Source organism: Nocardioides sp. S-1144, from assembly GCF_005954645.2.
GTDB classification, from domain to species: domain Bacteria; phylum Actinomycetota; class Actinomycetes; order Propionibacteriales; family Nocardioidaceae; genus Nocardioides; species Nocardioides dongxiaopingii.
In genome coordinates this window covers 2,818,316-2,836,228 of the sequence record NZ_CP040695.2, presented here as the reverse complement: position 1 = coordinate 2,836,228, position 17,913 = coordinate 2,818,316, and the positions used below count along the sequence as shown (strand labels likewise).

17 protein-coding genes are annotated in these 17,913 nt (G+C 74.0%); all 17 read left to right on the top strand.

Translation table 11 applies throughout. The annotated features are described in order from the left end of the window. Positions 1-8 precede the first annotated feature (8 nt). The 17 genes from FE634_RS13220 to lspA all read left to right on the top strand — a co-directional run bounded on the left by FE634_RS13220 (position 9) and on the right by lspA (position 17,875). Positions 9-476 (top strand): cell division protein FtsL, encoded by a 468-nt coding sequence (locus tag FE634_RS13220; RefSeq protein ID WP_137292724.1) that lies wholly within the window; start codon positions 9-11, stop codon positions 474-476. A 62-nt stretch (positions 477-538) separates the two neighbouring features. Further along, positions 539-2,320, top strand: coding sequence for a peptidoglycan D,D-transpeptidase FtsI family protein (locus FE634_RS13215; RefSeq protein ID WP_246060563.1), 1,782 nt, complete (start codon positions 539-541; stop codon positions 2,318-2,320). A 20-nt stretch (positions 2,321-2,340) separates the two neighbouring features. Beyond that, the gene (locus tag FE634_RS13210) at positions 2,341-3,891 is read left to right on the top strand and encodes a UDP-N-acetylmuramoyl-L-alanyl-D-glutamate--2,6-diaminopimelate ligase (protein ID WP_138876156.1); all 1,551 of its coding nucleotides are present in this window, start codon (positions 2,341-2,343) and stop codon (positions 3,889-3,891) included. Next, positions 3,888-5,264 carry a UDP-N-acetylmuramoyl-tripeptide--D-alanyl-D-alanine ligase gene (locus tag FE634_RS13205; protein WP_137292722.1) on the top strand — a complete coding sequence of 459 codons (1,377 nt, stop codon included), beginning with the start codon at positions 3,888-3,890 and terminating at the stop codon, positions 5,262-5,264. Before FE634_RS13210 ends, FE634_RS13205 begins: the two co-directional genes overlap by 4 nt. Next, positions 5,261-6,370, top strand: coding sequence for a phospho-N-acetylmuramoyl-pentapeptide-transferase (gene mraY / locus FE634_RS13200; RefSeq protein WP_137292721.1), 1,110 nt, complete (start codon positions 5,261-5,263; stop codon positions 6,368-6,370). Before FE634_RS13205 ends, mraY begins: the two co-directional genes overlap by 4 nt. Next, on the top strand, positions 6,367-7,890 hold the full coding sequence (gene murD, locus FE634_RS13195; protein WP_138876154.1) for a UDP-N-acetylmuramoyl-L-alanine--D-glutamate ligase: 1,524 nt from the start codon (positions 6,367-6,369) through the stop codon (positions 7,888-7,890). The genes mraY and murD overlap by 4 nt, the downstream gene beginning before the upstream one ends. A gap of 19 nt (positions 7,891-7,909) precedes the next feature. After that, entirely contained in the window at positions 7,910-9,148 is a 1,239-nt protein-coding gene (ftsW, locus tag FE634_RS13190) for a putative lipid II flippase FtsW (RefSeq protein ID WP_138876153.1), read from the top strand. A gap of 23 nt (positions 9,149-9,171) precedes the next feature. Then, entirely contained in the window at positions 9,172-10,245 is a 1,074-nt protein-coding gene (gene murG, locus FE634_RS13185) for an undecaprenyldiphospho-muramoylpentapeptide beta-N-acetylglucosaminyltransferase (RefSeq protein WP_138876152.1), read from the top strand. 7 nt (positions 10,246-10,252) lie between these two features. Continuing rightward, positions 10,253-11,638 (top strand): UDP-N-acetylmuramate--L-alanine ligase, encoded by a 1,386-nt coding sequence (gene murC, locus FE634_RS13180; protein WP_138876151.1) that lies wholly within the window; start codon positions 10,253-10,255, stop codon positions 11,636-11,638. Further along, entirely contained in the window at positions 11,631-12,392 is a 762-nt protein-coding gene (locus tag FE634_RS13175) for a cell division protein FtsQ/DivIB (protein ID WP_262347416.1), read from the top strand. Before murC ends, FE634_RS13175 begins: the two co-directional genes overlap by 8 nt. A gap of 180 nt (positions 12,393-12,572) precedes the next feature. After that, entirely contained in the window at positions 12,573-13,763 is a 1,191-nt protein-coding gene (gene ftsZ, locus FE634_RS13170; RefSeq protein WP_137292715.1) for a cell division protein FtsZ, read from the top strand. Between the two features lie 14 nt (positions 13,764-13,777). Further along, on the top strand, positions 13,778-14,536 hold the full coding sequence (gene pgeF, locus FE634_RS13165; protein WP_396954644.1) for a peptidoglycan editing factor PgeF: 759 nt from the start codon (positions 13,778-13,780) through the stop codon (positions 14,534-14,536). A 10-nt stretch (positions 14,537-14,546) separates the two neighbouring features. After that, positions 14,547-15,272, top strand: coding sequence for a YggS family pyridoxal phosphate-dependent enzyme (locus tag FE634_RS13160; protein WP_148240672.1), 726 nt, complete (start codon positions 14,547-14,549; stop codon positions 15,270-15,272). Between the two features lie 85 nt (positions 15,273-15,357). Next, complete coding sequence (locus FE634_RS21930) at positions 15,358-15,891, top strand: cell division protein SepF (RefSeq protein WP_137292712.1); 534 nt, start codon at positions 15,358-15,360, stop codon at positions 15,889-15,891. Between the two features lie 7 nt (positions 15,892-15,898). Next, positions 15,899-16,189 (top strand): YggT family protein, encoded by a 291-nt coding sequence (locus FE634_RS13150; protein WP_137292711.1) that lies wholly within the window; start codon positions 15,899-15,901, stop codon positions 16,187-16,189. Positions 16,190-16,359: 170 nt separating this feature from the next. After that, positions 16,360-17,130, top strand: coding sequence for a DivIVA domain-containing protein (locus FE634_RS13145; protein ID WP_137292710.1), 771 nt, complete (start codon positions 16,360-16,362; stop codon positions 17,128-17,130). A gap of 148 nt (positions 17,131-17,278) precedes the next feature. Then, positions 17,279-17,875, top strand: coding sequence for a signal peptidase II (gene lspA, locus FE634_RS13140; protein ID WP_262347415.1), 597 nt, complete (start codon positions 17,279-17,281; stop codon positions 17,873-17,875). Positions 17,876-17,913 lie beyond the last annotated feature (38 nt).

Here is a 17,913-nt window from a genome sequence, read left to right as displayed (position 1 = left end):
GCAGCCCGATGAGCAGCCTGACGAGCCCGACAGCCCGGCGGAGCGTGCGGCCCCTGCCGCGCGCCCTCGCCCGCGGCGGCGCGGCCGACCGTGCCCGCCTCGCCGTGGTGCCGCGGCTGCGCAGCCGGGCCCCGAAGGTGCCGTTCGTGACGCTCGTGAGCGTGCTGCTCCTCGCCGGCGTGGTGGGCCTGCTCCTCTTCAACACCTCGATGCAGCAGGCGTCGTTCACGGCGGCACGGCTCGAGGACGAGGCCAGCGTGCTCTCCGCGCGCCAGCAGGCGCTGACCACCCAGATCGACGAGCTCCGCAACCCGACGAACCTCGCCGCCCAGGCCTGCGCGCTCGGCATGGTCGCCGCGCCGTCGGCGACCTTCCTCGACGTCGAGACCGGCGCCGTCACCGGCAAGCCGACCGCCGCGGTCCCCGGACCGTGTCCCGGCGCGGCGTCCGGGCGCGGGCAGGGCGGCGTCCGATAGTGGGCACGAGCAGCCGGCCCGGCACCGGGCCCCGCAAGCGGACCAGCACCAGGAGGACGCCCGTGTCGTCTCGTCCCCGGAGCCGTCCGCGCGGCAGCGGGCGCGGGTCGTCCACGGTCCGGCTGCGCATCGGCTTCGTGGTGATCGCGATGGTGATGTCGGTCTTCGCCGCCCGCCTGGTCCAGCTGCAGGGCATCGACCCGCAGCAGTACGCCGCCATGGCGGCCGCCGAGGGCCAGGTCAGCGTCGTGCTGCCGGCCCAGCGCGGCGACATCCTCGACCGCGACGGCGTGCCGCTGGCCGGCTCGATCGACGGACTCATGGTCGTCGCCGATCCGTCCCTGACCGCCCAGGACGCACCCGAGCTCGCGACGTTCCTGTCGAAGCGGCTCGACCTCGACTACTTCGTGACCCTCGAGCGGCTCCAGGCCCGCGACAGCCGCTTCCAGTACCTCGCGCGCCAGGTGCCGGCCGCCGAGGCCCGCGACGTGGTCGCCGCGGCGAAGGAGGAGGGCTTCCTCGGCCTCGAGCTGCGCGACGACCCGGTGCGGGTCTACCCGTCGGGCGACGTCGGGGCCAACATGGTCGGCTTCCTCGGCACGCCCGACAAGGACGGCGCCGCCCAGCCGCTCGCCGGCCTCGAGAACTCCTTCAACACCTGGCTGTCCGGCCACGACGGCGAGGCCCGCTACCAGACGGGCAGTGGTGGTGCCCGGATCCCGCTGGGCGACAACACCGTCGACGAGGCCCGCGACGGCGCCGACCTGACGACGACGATCGACCGCGACCTCCAGTGGTACGCCCAGGAGGTGCTGGCCAGGACGGTGACCGGGGCGCGGGGCGACTCGGGCTCCGCGATCGTCCTCGACACCAAGACCAACGAGGTCCTGGCGCTCGCCGACTACCCGACCTACGACGCCGAGCACCCCGAGCTGTCGCCGGAGGCCAACTACAACTCCCGCGCCCTCACCGACGTCTACGAGCCCGGGTCGGTGTCGAAGGTGCTCACCGCCGCCGGCCTGATCGACGCCGGCAAGGTCACCCCGCGCACCAAGTTCAACGTCCCGCCGCAGCTGATGCGCCAGGACCGCCCGATCGGCGACTACTTCGACCACGGGTGGATCAAGCTCACCCTGGCCGGGATCATCGCCAAGTCCTCCAACATCGGCACCGTGATGGCCGCCGACGAGTTCGAGCCCGGCCAGCTGCGTCGCTACCTGTCGGCGTTCGGCCTCGGCAAGCGCACCAACGTCGGCCTCCGGGGCGAGACCAAGGGCATCCTGCCCGGCGGCACCGACTGGACGAGCCAGACCGGCGACCGGATCGCGTTCGGGCAGTCCTACTCGGTCAATGCCCTGCAGATGGCCAGCGCGGTCAACACGATCGCCAACGGGGGGATGCACGTCGACCCCAGCCTGGTGCGCGGCACCGCCACCCTCGACGACGGCACGAAGGTCGGCACCGGCGTGGCCACCAAGCAGCGCGTGGTCAGCGAGGAGGCCGCGCGCCAGACCGCGCTCATGATGGAGCGCGTCGTCGACCCCGACGTCGGCGTCGCGCCGGGGGCCGCTGTCCCCGGCTACCGGGTGGCCGGCAAGACCGGCACGGCCCAGCGCGCCGGCAAGGACGGCTACGACGGCACCTTCACCGTCTCCTTCGGCGGCTTCGCCCCGGCCGACGACCCGCGCTTCACCATCTACGTCGTCGTCCAGAACCCCCGCAACGGTCAGGGCGGCGGCTCGGTCGCCGGCCCGGCGTTCTCCCAGATCATGGGCTACGCACTGCGTCGCTACGCGGTGGCGCCCACCGGCACACCACCCTCGCGGCTGCCCGTCGAGTGGTGATGGGTGAGGATGGTGGACCGATGTCCACCGACGAGTCCGGGCCCCCGCCCACCCGCCCCCGCACCCCCGCCACGACGCCGCTCGACGACGTCGCAGCCTGGCTGGGTGCGCCGGTTCCCGACGGCGCCGCGGGTGTCGCGGTGACCGGCCTGACGCTGTCGTCGCAGCGCGTCGTGCCCGGCGACCTCTACGCCGCCCTGCCCGGCGCCCGGGTGCACGGGATCGACTTCGCGGGCGCCGCCGTGGGTGCCGGCGCGGTCGCCGTCCTCACCGACCCGGCCGGCGCCACGGTCGCCGCGGCGACCGGGACCGGCGTCCCGGTGCTCGTCGTCGACGACCCCCGCGCCGTGCTCGGCGGCCTCGCCGCGCGGCTCCACGGCGAACCGGCCACGGCGATGCGGATGATCGGCGTCACCGGCACCCAGGGCAAGACGACGACGACCCGCCTCGCCGAGGCCGGGCTGCAGGGCTCGGGCACCCGCGCCGCCGTGGTCGGCACCGTCGGCACCCGCATCGACGGCGTCGACGTGCCGACGAGCCTCACCACGCCCGAGGCCCCCGACCTGCACGGACTCTTCGCGGTGATGCGCGAGCGCGGCGTCGAGGTCTGCGCGATGGAGGTGTCGAGCCACGCGCTGGTGATGGGCCGCGTCGACGGCGTCGTCTTCGACGTCGCCGTCTTCCTCAACCTCGGTCGCGACCACCTCGACTTCCACACCGACGTCGAGGACTACTACCGCGCCAAGGCCTCCCTCTTCACCCCGGAGCGGGCCCGGCTCGCGCTGGTCAACCTCGACGACGAGCACGGCCGGCGGCTCCTCGGCGAGGTGCGGGTGCCGGTCCGCACGTTCTCGGTGCGTGACCCCGACGCCGACTGGCGCGCCGTCGACGTCGCGCTGGAGCGCGAGGGGTCGACGTTCACGGTGGTCGGGCCCGACGGCGTCCGCGTCGAGGCCGGCGTCCCGCTGCCCGGTGGCTTCAACGTCGCCAACACCCTCGCCGCCGTCGCGGCCGCCGCGGAGGCCGGCTTCGACCCCGGCGCCGTCGCCACGGCGATCCGGCGCTCCGGGGGCGTGCCCGGCCGGCTCGAGCGGGTCGAGGCCGGCCAGGACTTCCTCGTCGTCGTCGACTACGCCCACAAGCCGGACGCCGTCGAGGCCGCCGTCGCGACCCTGCGCCCGCTCGCCGAGGCCGGGGGCGGCCGGGTCGTCGTCGTGCTCGGTGCCGGCGGCGACCGCGACCCCGGCAAGCGGCCGATCATGGGCGAGATCGCCGCGCGGCTGGCCGACGTCCTCGTGGTCACCGACGACAACCCGCGCAGCGAGGACCCCGCCGCGATCCGGGCCGCCGTGCTCGCCGGCGTCGCCGCCGAGCACCGTGCGCAGCCGGGGCGGGTCGTCGAGGTGGGCGACCGGCGCGCCGCCATCGAGCACGCGCTCGGGCTCGCGCGCCCCGGCGACGTCGTCCTGGTCGCGGGCAAGGGGCACGAGACCGGTCAGGAGGTCGACGGCGTGGTGCACGACTTCGACGACCGGGTGGTGGCCCGCCAGGTCCTGGAGGCGCGTCCGTGATCACCCTCCCCCTGCGCGAGGTCGCCGCCGTCGTCCGCGGCGAGCTGCACGGCGCCGACGTCCTCGTCACCGGCGCCGCCTACCTCGACAGCCGCGAGACGGTGCCCGGGGGCCTGTTCGTCGCGATCGCCGGTGAGCACGTCGACGGCCACGAGTACGCCGGCGGCGCCCACGCCGTGCTCGGCAGCCGGCCGACCGACGCCCCCACCGTGGTCGTCGACGACGTGACGGTCGCGCTCGGGCGGCTGGCCGCGCTGACGGTCGGCACCCTCGAGGTGCCGGTGCTCGCGCTGACCGGGTCGCAGGGCAAGACCGGCACCAAGGACTACCTCGCCCACGTGCTCGGCGACCGCGCGGTCGCGACCCGGGCCAACAACAACAACGAGCTCGGCGTGCCCCTCACCGTGCTGCGGGCCGACGAGTCGACCGAGTTCCTGGTGCTCGAGATGGGTGCGCGGGGGATCGGCCACCTCGCCTACCTGGCCGAGGTCGCCCCGCCCACCATCGCCGCCGTGCTGAACGTCGGCACCGCCCACGTCGGTGAGTTCGGCGGGGTCGAGGCGATCGCCGCGGCGAAGGGCGAGCTGGTCGAGGCCCTCGAGCCGACCGGGGTCGCCGTCCTCAACGCCGACGACCCGCGGGTCGCGGCGATGGCGTCGCGCACCCGCGCCGCGGTGCTGACCTTCGGCCAGGACGCCGACGTGCGCTGGCGCGACGTCACCTTCGACGGGCGGGGCCGGGCCCGGTTCGAGCTGGGCCACGACGGGGAGTGGGTCCCGGTCGCGCTGCGCCAGACCGGCGCCCACCAGGTCGCGAACGCCGCCGCCGCCGCCGCGATGGCGCTGGCGGCCGGCCGCCGGCTCGAGGACGTCGCCGACCGGCTCGGCTCGGCCGAGGCCGCCTCCCGCTGGCGGATGGAGCTCACCGAGCGCGCCGACGGGCTGCTCGTGCTCAACGACGCCTACAACGCCAACCCGGCCTCGATGCGCGCCGCGCTGGACGCCGTCCGGGCGCTCGGCCGCGACCGCCGGGCCGCGGGGGGCCGCACGATCGCCGTCCTGGGGGAGATGAAGGAGCTCGGCCCCGAGCACGACCGCGGCCACCGCGAGGTGGGCGAGGCCGCCGCGGGCGTCGACGTCGTGGTCGTCGTGGGGGAGGCCGCCGGCGCGATCGCCGAGGCGGCGCGCGCCGTCGGGGTGCCCGAGGTGGTCCTCACGGCGGGGCGTGACGACGCCGCGGCCTGGGTGCGGAAGAATGCGGTGGCCGACGACGTCGTCCTCGTCAAGGCCTCCCGGGCAGCCGCCCTGGAGCACATCGCGTCCGACCTGCTGGCCGGCTCGACCCCCCAGAACGGAGGAGACACGCCCCGATGAGAGCGATCCTCCTCGGCGGTGGCCTCGCGCTGCTGATCTCGTTGCTCGGCACGCGGGTCGCGATCCGCCAGTTCACCAAGCTCGGCTACGGCCAGGAGATCCGCGACGACGGGCCGACCTCCCACCACACCAAGCGCGGCACCCCGACGATGGGCGGCGTCGTCATCATCGGCGCCACCGTCGTCGCCTACTTCGCCGCCAACCTGATCACCCTGACGACGCCCTCGGCGTCCGGGCTGCTGCTGATCTTCCTCTTCGTCGGCTGCGGGCTGGTCGGGTTCCTCGACGACTTCATCAAGATCTACAAGCAGCGCAGCCTCGGGCTGCGCAGCAAGGCCAAGATCGTCGGCCAGACCCTCGTCGCGGTGGTCTTCGGGGCGCTCGCGCTCTCGCCGTGGCTCGAGGACGACCGGGCCAACTCGCCGGCCTCGGAGAAGATCTCCTTCCTGCGCGAGATCGACTGGCTGGTGCTGCCGCCGATCCTCGCCGTCCTGCTCATCTGGGTCATCGTCACCGGCACGAGCAACGCGGTGAACCTCACCGACGGCCTCGACGGGCTCGCCACCGGCGCGTGCGTGATGGTCTTCGGCGCCTACATGCTGGTGAACATCTGGCAGAGCAGCCAGTCGTGCGAGAACAGCCCCGGCGGGCAGTGCTACGACGTGCGAGACCCGCTCGACCTCGCCATCATCGCCGCCGCCATCACCGGCGCCTGCTTCGGCTTCCTGTGGTGGAACGCGTCCCCGGCCGCCATCTTCATGGGCGACACCGGCTCGCTCGGCCTGGGCGGCGCGCTGGCCGGCTTCGCGATCCTCACCCGCACCGAGCTGCTGCTGGTGATCCTCGGCGGCCTGTTCGTGCTGATCACGCTCTCCTCGATGATCCAGACCACGGTCTTCAAGGCCAGCCGCAGGAGCGCCCTGTTCCGCAAGGTGTTCCGCGTCGAGGCCCAGCACCGCGTCTTCCGGATGGCGCCGCTGCACCACCACTTCGAGATGCTCGGCTGGGAGCAGGTCACCGTGGTGGTCCGGTTCTGGATCATCACCGGCCTCTTCGTCGCCACCGGGCTCGGCATCTTCTACGCCGAGTGGGTCGCGCGACTGTGAGCGCGGGAGCAGCCGACCGGCTCGACAGCCTGGGTCGCGACACCCCCTGGGACGGCGTCCGGGCCGTGGTCGCGGGCTTCGGCGTGTCCGGCTTCGCCGCCGCCGACAACCTCACCCACCTCGGGGCGAGCGTGACGGCGCTGGCCGAGCGCGCGACCGCCGCCCAGCTGGAGAAGGCCGAGCTCCTCGAGGTGCTCGGTGCCCGCGTCGACATCCACGCCGGGGCCACCGCGACCCTGCCCGAGGACGTCGACCTCGTCGTCACCTCGCCGGGCTTCCGCCCCGACTCCGCCCTGCTCGCCCAGGCCGCCGCGCGCGGCGTCCCGGTGTGGGGCGAGGTCGAGCTGGCCTGGCGGCTGCGCGCTCCCGGCCCGACCGGCGAGCCGGCCCCGTGGCTCTGCGTCACCGGCACCAACGGCAAGACGACGACCACCCAGATGCTCGACAGCATCCTGCGGGCAGCGGGCCTGCGCAGCGTCGCGGCCGGCAACGTCGGGCTGCCGATCGTCGAGGCGGTGATGGACCCCGCGCCCTACGACGTCTTCGCCGTCGAGCTGTCCAGCTTCCAGCTGCACTACACCCGGACGATGAGCGCCCAGGCGGCCGCCGTGCTCAACCTCGCCGAGGACCACCTCGACTGGTACGACGCGGCGGGGCCCGGGGGAGCGGCCGGGATGGACCGGTACGCCGCCGACAAGGGCCGGATCTTCCAGCACGTGCAGCGGGCCTGCGTCTACAACGTCAACGACCCCGCCACCGAGGCGCTGGTGCGCGAGGCCGACGTCGTCGACGGCGCCCGGGCCATCGGCTTCACCCTCGGCATGCCGGCGGTCGGGATGCTCGGCCTGGTCGAGGACATCCTGGTCGACCGCGCCTTCATCGCCGAGCGCGCGACCAGCGCCGCGGAGCTGTGCACCCTCGCGGACCTCGCTCCGGCCGGCGGTGACCCCGCGCCCCACGTGGTCGCGAACGCGCTGGCCGCGGCCGCACTGGCCCGCGCCCACGGCGTGAGCCGCGCCGACGTCGGCGAGGGGCTGCGGTCCTTCCGGCTCGACGGGCACCGGATCGCCGTCGTCGCCACGCACGGGGGCATCACCTGGGTCGACGACTCGAAGGCCACCAACCCGCACGCCGCCCAGTCCTCGCTCCAGGCCTACGACCCCGTGGTCTGGGTGGCCGGCGGCCTCGCCAAGGGGGCGGCCTTCGACGAGCTGGTGCGCTCGGTCGCCTCGCGGCTGCGCGCCGTCGTCCTCATCGGACGCGACCGCGACGTCATCGCCGCCGCGCTTTCGCGACACGCACCCGATGTGCGGGTGATCGTCGTCGACGGCGGTGACACTGGCTCCGTAGAGGGCGGACCGGAGCTGATGCGGCGCGTCGTCGAGGCGGCGGCCGACCTGGCCGTCCCGGGCGACACGGTGCTCCTGGCACCGGGGTGCGCCTCGCAGGACCAGTTCACCGACTACGCGGCCCGGGGCGACCTGTTCGCCGCAGCGGTCCGAGAGCAGACTTCCCCGTAGCAGGACAGGAGACGACCGGGTGACCACCGCGACCCCCGAGCGCTCCCGCAGGTTCGCCGTCCCCCGTCCGCGACCGCGCGCCTGGACCGGCGCGCTGCGCGACGCCCTCGACCGGCCGCTCACGACCTACTACCTGCTGCTCGGGGCCGCGGCGCTGCTGCTCACCATCGGCCTGATCATGGTGCTCAGCGCCTCGAGCGTCGCCTCCTACCGCAGCACCGGCAACTCCTACACCGTCGTGCTGCGCCAGCTCACCTGGGTCGTGGTGGGCGTGCCCGCGGCGTTCCTGGCCAGCCGGGTGCCGAACCAGTGGGTGCGGCGCCTGACCTACCCGGCGTTCTCGCTCTCGCTGGTGCTGCTCGTGGCCACCGCGATCTTCGGCGAGGAGATCAACGGCAACAAGAACTGGCTCGCCCTCGGTCCGCTGCAGATCCAGCCGTCCGAGATCGCCAAGCTCTCCCTCATCATCTGGGCCGCCCACATCTACGCCAACAAGGAGCGCCGCCTCGGCCGGGTCCACGAGATCCTCGTGCCGGTGGTGCCCGGGATGCTGCTGGCGACCCTGCTCGTCGTCGTCGGCCGCGACCTCGGGACGGCGCTCGTGTTCGTCTCGATCCTCGCCGGCATGCTGTGGGTCGTCGGCGCGCCGATGCGGCTGTTCCTGCTGGCCACCATGCCGATCGCCGTGGGTGCGCTCGCGATGGCCGCGACCGACGCCGAGCGGCTCGGCCGGATCACCAACTTCGTCGACCCGTTCCAGGACTTCCACGGCTCCGGGTGGCAGCCGGCCCACGGGCTGTACGCCATCTCCTCCGGCGGCCTGTTCGGCCAGGGGATCGGGGCCAGCCAGCAGAAGTGGGGCTCGCTGCCCGAGGCCCACACCGACTACATCTTCGCCGTCCTCGGTGAGGAGCTCGGCCTGGTCGGGACCCTGCTGGTCGTCGGGCTCTTCGTCACCATCGCCTTCGCCGCGCTGCGCATCGCCCGGCACACCGCCGACCCGTTCGTGCGCTACGCCTCCTTCGGGATCGTGGTGTGGCTGATCGGCCAGGCGACGATCAACGTGGGCATGGTGCTCGCGCTGCTGCCGGTCATCGGCATCCCGCTCCCGCTCGTCTCCTACGGCGGCTCCAGCCTGCTGCCCACCCTGACCGCGCTCGGGCTCCTGGTCGGTTTCGCCCGCCGCGAGCCCGCCGCGGCCCGGGCCCTCGCCCAGCGCAGGAAGATCCGCTCGGCCGGGGTCTCGGCGCGACGGTGACCTGACTAGTTTTGGCTCCCGTGATGCGCGTCCTTCTCGCTGGTGGTGGCACCGCCGGCCACACCTCGCCCCTGCTCGCGACCGCCGACGCCCTGCGCCGGCTCGACCCCGACGTCGAGGTGACCTGCCTCGGCACGCCGCGCGGCCTCGAGAACCGCGTGGTGCCCGAGGCGGGCTACCCCCTCGAGCTGATCGCGCCGGTGCCGATGCCGCGCCGTCCCAACGCCGACCTGCTCCGGGTCCCGGGCCGGCTGCGCGGCGCGGTCCGCGAGACCCTGGCGATCCTCGACCGGCTCCAGCCCGACGTCGTCGTCGGCTACGGCGGCTACGTCTCGATGCCGGCCTACCTGGCGGCGCGACGCCGGAGGATCCCGGTCGTCGTCCACGAGCAGAACGCCGTCCCGGGGCTGGCCAACAAGGCCGGCGCCCGGGTCGCGAGGCGGGTCGCGGTCAGCTTCCCCGACACCCCGCTCAGGAACGCCGAGTACGTCGGCCTGCCGATCCGGCGGATGATCTCCCAGCTCGACCGTCCCGCGCTGCGCGCCGAGGCGCGGGCGTTCTTCGGCCTCGACCCCGACCGTCCGACGCTGGTGGTGACCGGTGGCTCCCAGGGGGCGCGCCGGCTCAACCAGGCCGTCGCGGGCGCGGCCCGCGCCCTCGGCGACGCCGGCGTGCAGGTGCTGCACGTCGTCGGCCCGAAGGGCGAGGCGTCCCCCGAGCCGACCGGCGTGCCCTACGTCGTGGTGCCCTTCGTCGACCGGATGGACCTGGCCCTGGCCGCCGCCGACCTGATGGTCTGCCGCGGCGGCGCCTCGAGCGTCGTCGAGGCCGCGGCCAGCGCCGTCCCGTCGATCTTCGTCCCGCTGCCGATCGGCAACGGCGAGCAGCGCCGCAACGCCGAGCCGGTCGTGGAGGCCGGGGGAGCGCTGCTGGTCGACGACGCCGACCTCACCGCCGACTGGGTCGCGGCCACGGTGCCCGCCCTCGCCACCGACGCGGACCGGCTCGCCCGGATGGGCGCGGCCGCCGCGGGCCTGGTCCCGCGCGACGCCGACGACCGGCTCGCCGCGATCGTGGCGCAGGAGGCGCGCCGGTGATGCCGTCGTGAGGGTGCCCGTCCCCGACGTCCTCGAGCCGGTCGAACGGCTCGGGCGCGTCCACCTCGTCGGCATCGGCGGCGCCGGCCTGTCCGGCATCGCCCGGATCATGCTCGCCCGGGGCGTCGAGGTCAGCGGCAGCGACGGCACCGACTCGCCCACCCTGGACGCGCTCCGCGCGCTCGGGGCCCGGGTCGAGGTCGGCCACGACGCCGCGCACCTGCAGCACCTCGAGGCCGGCGACACGCTGGTCGTGTCGACCGCCGTCAACGAGACCAACCCCGAGTACGCCGAGGCGGTGCGCCGCGGCCTGCGGGTCCTGCCGCGCTCGGCCGCGCTCGCCTCGGTGATGGCCGGGCGCCGGGTCCTCGCGGTCGCCGGCACGCACGGCAAGACCACCACGACCTCGCTGCTGACGGTCGCCCTCCAGGCGGCCGGCGCCGACCCGACCTACGCCATCGGCGGCGACCTCGCGGCCACCGGCGTCAACGCCGCGGTCGGGTCCGGCGAGGTCTTCGTCGCCGAGGCCGACGAGAGCGACGGCGCCTTCCTCGTCTACGAGCCATACGCCGCCATCGTGACCAACGTCGACGCCGACCACCTCGACCAGTGGGGCACCCCGGAGGCCTACGCCGCCGCGTTCGACCAGTTCGCCGACGGGCTCGACCCCGAGGGCTTCCTCGTCTGCTGCGTCGACGACGCCGGCGCGGCCCGGCTGGCCGACCGGCAGGAGGCCGCCGGGCGCCGGGTCGTGCGCGTCACCGCCGCCGACCGCTCCGCCCTCGGCGACACCACGCTGTGGGCGCCGGGCGACCACTACGTCGCCGACGCCCTGGCGGCCCTCGCGGCGGGGGAGGCTCTCGGGCTGCCCCGGGCGGACCTGCTGCGCGGCCTGGCCGCCTACACCGGCACCCGCCGCCGGATGGAGCGCAAGGGCGAGGCCGGCGGCGTCCGCGTCTACGACAGCTACGCCCACCACCCGACCGAGATCGAGGGCGACCTCCAGTCGGCCCGGCTGCTCGCGGGCGAGGGCCGGCTGGTCGTGGCCTTCCAGCCGCACCTGGTCTCGCGCACCCGCATCTTCGGTGCCGCCATGGGCCGCGCGCTCGGCGCGGCCGACGAGGTCGTCGTCCTCGACCTGTACCTCGCGCGCGAGGAGCCCGACCCGGCCGTCACCTCGCGCCTCGTCGCGGACGCCGTCCCCCTGCCTCCCGGGCGGGTCGCGTCGGCCACGCTCGCCTCGGCCGCCGCCGAGCTCGTCGCCCGCGCGCGACCCGGCGACCTCGTGCTGACCCTGGGCGCCGGCACCGTGACCCGGGTGGGCCCGGAGGTGCTCGACCTCCTCGCGGACGGCCCCACGGACGGCCCGACCGATGGCCCGTCGGGTGGCTAGGCGGCGCCGGACCGCCGAGGAGCGCACGCGGCGCCGGTTCGTGCGCCGCCAGTGGGCGCGACGCTGGCTGACCTGGCGCTACGTCCTGGCGTTCGTGGTCGTGGTGGCCCTGGTCGGCGGCGGCATCTACGCGGTCTACTTCTCCACCGCGCTGTCGGTGCAGGGCGTCGACGTCGTGGGGGAGGAGACCATCGCGACGAAGGACGTGCTCGCCGCGGCCGACGTCCCGACCGGTGGGCCCCTCGCGACCGCCGACCTGGTCGCGATCGAGCGCCGCGTCGCCTCCATCGCGGTGGTGCGCAGCGTCGAGGTCACGCGCAAGTGGCCGCACGACGTCCTGATCACGATCCAGGAGCGGGAGCCGGTCGCGATCGTGAAGCGGGGCGACCTGCTGCGCGCCGTCGACGTCGAGGGCGTGCTCTTCGGCTCCTACCAGCGCGCGCCCGCCGACCTGCCGCGCATCGAGACCGGTGCCGACGCCGACGTCGACCTCGCCGCCGACCCCGACGCGCTGCGCGAGGCGGTCACCGTCGTCGCCGCCCTGCCCGACGAGGTCGCCGACCTCCTCGACCACGTCGAGCTCAGCGGCATCGACCAGGTCGACCTGGTGCTGGGCGACGGACGGCTCGTGCGGTGGGGCAACGCGGACGCCTCGACGGAGAAGGCCGAGATCGTGGTCCCCCTCCTGCAGCAGGACGGCCAGGTCTTCGACGTCAGCGTCCCGGGGCAGCCCACCGTCAGCGACCGTCCCTGACGACACGCGGCGTGTCCTCCCGGCTTCCGGGTCCGGGGTTGCCTACTGTCGTGGTCACGGCGAGGTTGACATAACTATAACCCTCAGGTTGAGGGTCACAGTTCAGGGACACGCCGGCGAAGCACGCAGGACCCAGACCGATCAGTACCCAGAACCCGACCCCAGAGGGGTGAAGCCGTCGTGGCTGCAGCACAGAACTACCTGGCCATCATCAAGGTCGTCGGCATCGGCGGCGGCGGCGTGAACGCCGTCAACCGGATGATCGAGGTCGGCCTCAAGGGCGTCGAGTTCATCGCGATCAACACCGACGCCCAGGCGCTGCTCATGAGCGACGCCGACGTGAAGCTCGACATCGGCCGCGAGCTGACCCGCGGCCTCGGCGCCGGGGCCAACCCGGAGGTCGGCGGCCAGGCGGCCGAGGACCACGCCGAGGAGATCGAGGAGGTCATCAAGGGCGCCGACATGGTGTTCGTGACCGCCGGCGAGGGCGGCGGCACCGGTACCGGCGGCGCCCCCGTCGTGGCCCGGATCGCCCGCTCGCTCGGTGCGTTGACCATCGGTGTGGTGACCCGCCCGTTCGCCTTCGAGGGGCGGCGCCGGATGGGCTCGGCCGACGAGGGCATCGCTCAGCTGCGCGAGGAGGTCGACACCCTCATCGTCATCCCCAACGACCGGCTGCTGTCGATCAGCGACCGCAACGTCTCGGTGCTCGACGCGTTCAAGCAGGCCGACCAGGTGCTGCTGCAGGGCGTCTCCGGCATCACCGACCTGATCACCACCCCGGGCCTGATCAACCTCGACTTCGCCGACGTCAAGTCGGTCATGGCCAACGCCGGCTCGGCCCTGATGGGCATCGGCTCGGCCCGCGGCGAGGACCGCGCGGTCGCGGCCGCCGAGATGGCGGTCTCCTCGCCCCTGCTCGAGGCCTCGATCGACGGCGCCCACGGCGTCCTGCTCTCGATCGCCGGTGGCTCCGACCTCGGCCTGTTCGAGATCAACACCGCCGCCGCGCTGGTCGCCGACGCCGTGCACCCCGAGGCCAACATCATCTTCGGCGCCACGATCGACGACGCCCTCGGCGACGAGGTCCGGGTCACCGTGATCGCCGCCGGCTTCGACGGCGGCACGCCCAAGCGCCGTGCCGAGGGCTCCACGCTGCGCCAGCAGGCGCCGCCGCAGGTCACCCAGGCCGAGGTGCGGGCCGCGGTCTCCGCCCGCCAGGAGCCCCGTCCGACCCCGACCGCCGAGCACCCGCGCCAGACGGCGCCGGTGGCCGAGGAGCGTCCCGCGGTGTCGCAGCAGCCGGCGCGTCCGGCGACCCAGGTCGTCTTCGACGACGACGAGCTCGACATCCCCGACTTCCTGAAGTAGTCGCCCTGTACCACCTGCGCACGTCCCTCGGCCCCGTCGAGCTGGCCTTCACCGACCGGCACGGCGGGGTCAGCGGCGCGCCGTTCGACTCCCTCAACCTGGCCTTCCACGAGGACGGCGAGCGCGCGGCCACCCGCCGCAACCTCGCCCTCCTGCTCGACGACTTCGCCCCCGGCCTGCCGGTGGCCGACCTGAGCCAGGTGCACGGCAACCACGTCGTGGTCGCCGACCCGGCTCCCGGTCCGACGTCCGGTGCGACGTCCGGTGCGACGTCCGGTGTCGGGGTTCCGGCTCGCCCCTCGGCCGACGGCATCGTGACCGACCGCCCCGGCGTCGTGCTGCTGGTGCGGGCCGCCGACTGCGTGCCGGTGCTGCTGGCCGACCCCGCCGCCGGCGTGGTCGGCGCCGCCCACGCCGGACGGCCCGGGGTGGCGGCCGGCGTCGTGCCGCGAACCGTCGCCGCGATGCGCGACCTCGGTGCGCGCGAGCTCACCGCCTGGGTCGGCCCGCACGTGTGCGGCGCCTGCTACGAGGTGCCCGCCGCCCTCCAGGACGAGGTCGCCGCCCTGGTGCCGGAGACCCGCGCCACGACCTCGTGGGGCACGCCCGCGCTCGACATCGGGGCCGGGGTCCGGGCCCAGCTCGCCGCCGCCGGCGTCACCGTCGTCGACGACGCGGCCGCGTGCACCCGCGAGACGCCCGACCTCTACTCCTACCGTCGCGACGGCGCCGGCTCCGGTCGCCTGGCCGGCGTGATCCGGGTGCGATCGTGAGGGCCCGGCGATGAGCGAGCGACGCGACGAGGTCACCGGCCGGCTCGCCGAGGTGCGGCGGCGCGTCGCGACCGCCTGCGAGGCCGCCGGGCGCGACCCCGACGAGGTGACCCTGGTGGCGGTCACGAAGTTCTTCCCGGCCTCCGACGTGCGCATCCTCGCCGACCTCGGCGTCACCGACGTGGGCGAGAACCGGCACCAGGAGGCCGAGGCGAAGGTCGCCGAGTGTGCCGACCTGGGCGTCTCCGGCCTCACCTGGCACTTCATCGGCGGCCTGCAGAGCAACAAGGCCGCCGCGGTGGGCGCCTACGCCGACGTCGTCGAGTCCGTCGACCGCGCCAAGCTGCTCGCCGGCCTGGCCCGCGGCGCGCAGGGACGCCCCGACGCCGACGGGACCCGGCCGCTCGACGTCCTCCTGCAGGTCAGCCTCGACCCGCCCGGGGCCGCCGGTCGCGCCGGCGCCGACCCCGCCGATCTCGACGCGCTCGCGACCCGGGTCGAGGAGACCGACGGCCTCCGGCTGCGCGGCCTGATGGCCGTCGCGCCGCTGGGGGAGGACCCCGCCACCGCCTTCGAGCGCCTGGCCGGGATCCGCCGCGAGCTCCTCGCGACGCACCCGGACGCCGTCCTTCTCTCGGCCGGGATGAGCGGCGACCTGGAGGCCGCGATCGGCCTCGGCGCGACACACGTGCGCGTCGGGTCCGCGGTCCTCGGTTCGAGGCCGGCGGTGAAGTAGTGTCCGAAATGGACCCGATTCCCAGGTCCCCCCAGCCCATGCCCAACCCCGAAGCAGGACGTCGAGTCGAGATGAGTGGAGTGTCATGAGCGGTGCGATGCGCAGGATCGGTGAGTACCTCGGCCTGCTCGAGGACACCGGCCGGTACGACGAGTACGACGACCAGCAGGAGACCGAGGTCCACCAGAGCGCGGCCCCGACCCGCGCCGAGCGTCGCCAGGACCGGCCCGAGCGTGCCGAGCGCACCGAGGTGCGTCCGGCCCCCGTCGCCGACCTCGCCGAGCGCCGCCGCACGGCCCCGGTCGGGCCGACCGCCGTGCCCTCGCCGTCGGTCGCCGAGCTCTCCAAGATCATCACGCTGCACCCCAGCACCTACAACGAGGCACGCGTCGTCGGCGAGAACTTCCGCGACGGCACCCCGGTGATCATGAACCTCACCGAGATGGACGACAACGACGCCAAGCGCCTCGTCGACTTCGCCGCCGGCCTGGTCTTTGCCACCCGTGGCACGATCGAGCGCATCACCAACAAGGTGTTCCTGCTCTCCCCGCCCAACGTATCGGTAGCCGCCGAGGACAAGCAGCGGATCGCCGAGGGCGGCTTCTTCAACCAGAGCTAGGGCATCGTTGAACGTCTTCGGCCAGATCGTCGTCGGCCTCCTGTGGGTCTTCGTCGGGTGCATGTGGATCCGGTTCATCACCGACTGGGTGCAGGTCTTCGCCCGCTCCTGGAGCCCGCGGGGGATCCTCCTCGTCGTGCTCGAGGCGGTGTACTCCGTGACCGACCCCCCGATCAAGGCGCTGCGCCGGCTCGTGCCGCCGCTGCGGATCGGCAACTTCGCGCTCGACCTCAGCTTCCTGATCGTCTTCATCGCGGCCTACGTGCTGCTGAACGTGGCCACTCGCGCCCTGCTCTGAGCCCGGTCTGGCCCGGTCGGGCACGCGTCGGATCACGTCTGTCCCACCGCAGGCGCTAAGGTGCTCCGAGGAGATGCTCCCGCACCTCCAGCACCACGCGCAGCACTGCTCCCAAGGCAACTCCGGGTGCCTCCATCGCAAGTTCAACCGACGAAGAATTGAGTGAAGTCATGCCTCTGACGCCTGAGGACGTGAGTAACAAGCGGTTCACTCCCGTCCGGCTCCGTGAGGGCTACGACATGGGTGAGGTCGACCAGTTCCTCGACGAGGTGGAGGCGGAGCTCGCCCGACTCACCAAGGAGAACGACGACCTGCGGGCCAAGCTGTCCGCGGCCCAGTCCGGTTCCCCGGCCCCGCAGACGGCCCCGATCGCCGTGCCGCAGGCCGCCGAGCCCGCGCCCGTCGTGTTCGAGAAGGCCCCCGAGCCCGAGCCCGCCCCCGTGCAGCCTCCCGCCCCGGCCCCCGTCGCCGCTCCGGTCCCGGCCGAGACGATCCGTGTCGAGACCGTGCCCCAGGCGTCCAACGCCGCGGCCCGCCTGCTCGAGATCGCCACGCGCAACGCCGACGAGCTGGTCGAGGAGGCCAAGAACGACGCCGACAAGATCATCGGCGAGGCCCGCACCAAGGCCGAGCGCCTCGAGCACGAGTCGAAGAGCAAGGCCGACCGGCTCGAGTCCGACGCCCGCACCCGCTCGCAGATGCTCGACTCCGAGACCGCCGAGCGCCGCACGCAGCTCTTCGGCGACCTCGAGAAGGAGCGCGACAAGCTCAGCGTCGAGGTCGAGAACCTCCGGTCGTTCGAGCGCGAGTACCGCTCGCGTCTCAAGAGCTACTTCACCCAGCAGCTCGAGGCCCTCGCCGGCAACGAGTCGCAGGTCCCGCAGGACGAGGCGCCCGCGCCGAAGCGTCTGCGCTCGATCCTCGGCGAGGAGGAGGGCTGACCCCAGCCCCACCACGTCACGACGGCGGCCACCCTCCCGGGGTGGCCGCCGTCGGCGTTCCCGGCCGGGCCGCAGCGCGGCGGGAATCGGCGATGGCCCCGCCCCGTGAGAGACTGGGCACGACATGCGAGCAGTGCGAGGAACGCCGGTGGGCGACGACGAGACGTCGGCCCCCCGGGCTCCGCGGCGGCTGCGGTGGGTCTTCGCCGGGGTCGCGCTGACGGCGTACGCCGTCGACGTCGCCACCAAGGTCCTCGCGGTCGAGAAGCTCGACGGCGGCCGTGACGTCCAGGTCGTCGGCGAGGTCCTCCAGCTGCACCTGGTGCGCAACCCGGGAGCCGCGTTCAGCACCGGCACCGGCCTCACGCCGGTCATCAGCGTGGTGGCGATCATCGCGACCGTCGCCGTCCTGTTCTACTCCCGGCGGGTGGGCACCACGACGTGGGCCGTCGCCCTCGGCTTCCTGCTTGCCGGCATCACCGGCAACCTGACCGACCGCCTGCTCCGCGAGCCCGGCCCGCTGCACGGTCACGTCATCGACTTCCTGCGGCTGCCGAACTGGCCGGTCTTCAACGTCGCCGACATCTGCATCAACGTCGCCGCCGGCCTCATCATCATCCTGGCCTTCCGAGGCGTGCACCTCGACGGGAGCCGCGACGGCGACGAGCCCGACGCGGCCGCCGACCCCGAACCCGACACAGACATCGACGACGACACGGTCGGCGCCGAGGAGAGATCCGAGTGAGCCAGTCCGACTACCGGAGCCTCCCGGTCCCCGACAGC

Bases quoted from the DNA above. Each gene is read 5' to 3' on its own strand.
- FE634_RS13220 (WP_137292724.1), top strand. From the start codon at position 9: ATGAGCAGCCTGACGAGCCCGACAGCCCGGCGGAGCGTGCGGCCCCTG.
- FE634_RS13210 (WP_138876156.1), top strand. From the start codon at position 2,341: ATGTCCACCGACGAGTCCGGGCCCCCGCCCACCCGCCCCCGCACCCCC.
- mraY (WP_137292721.1), top strand. From the start codon at position 5,261: ATGAGAGCGATCCTCCTCGGCGGTGGCCTCGCGCTGCTGATCTCGTTG.
- murG (WP_138876152.1), top strand. From the start codon at position 9,172: ATGCGCGTCCTTCTCGCTGGTGGTGGCACCGCCGGCCACACCTCGCCC.
- FE634_RS13160 (WP_148240672.1), top strand. From the start codon at position 14,547: ATGAGCGAGCGACGCGACGAGGTCACCGGCCGGCTCGCCGAGGTGCGG.
- FE634_RS21930 (WP_137292712.1), top strand. From the start codon at position 15,358: ATGAGCGGTGCGATGCGCAGGATCGGTGAGTACCTCGGCCTGCTCGAG.
- FE634_RS13145 (WP_137292710.1), top strand. From the start codon at position 16,360: ATGCCTCTGACGCCTGAGGACGTGAGTAACAAGCGGTTCACTCCCGTC.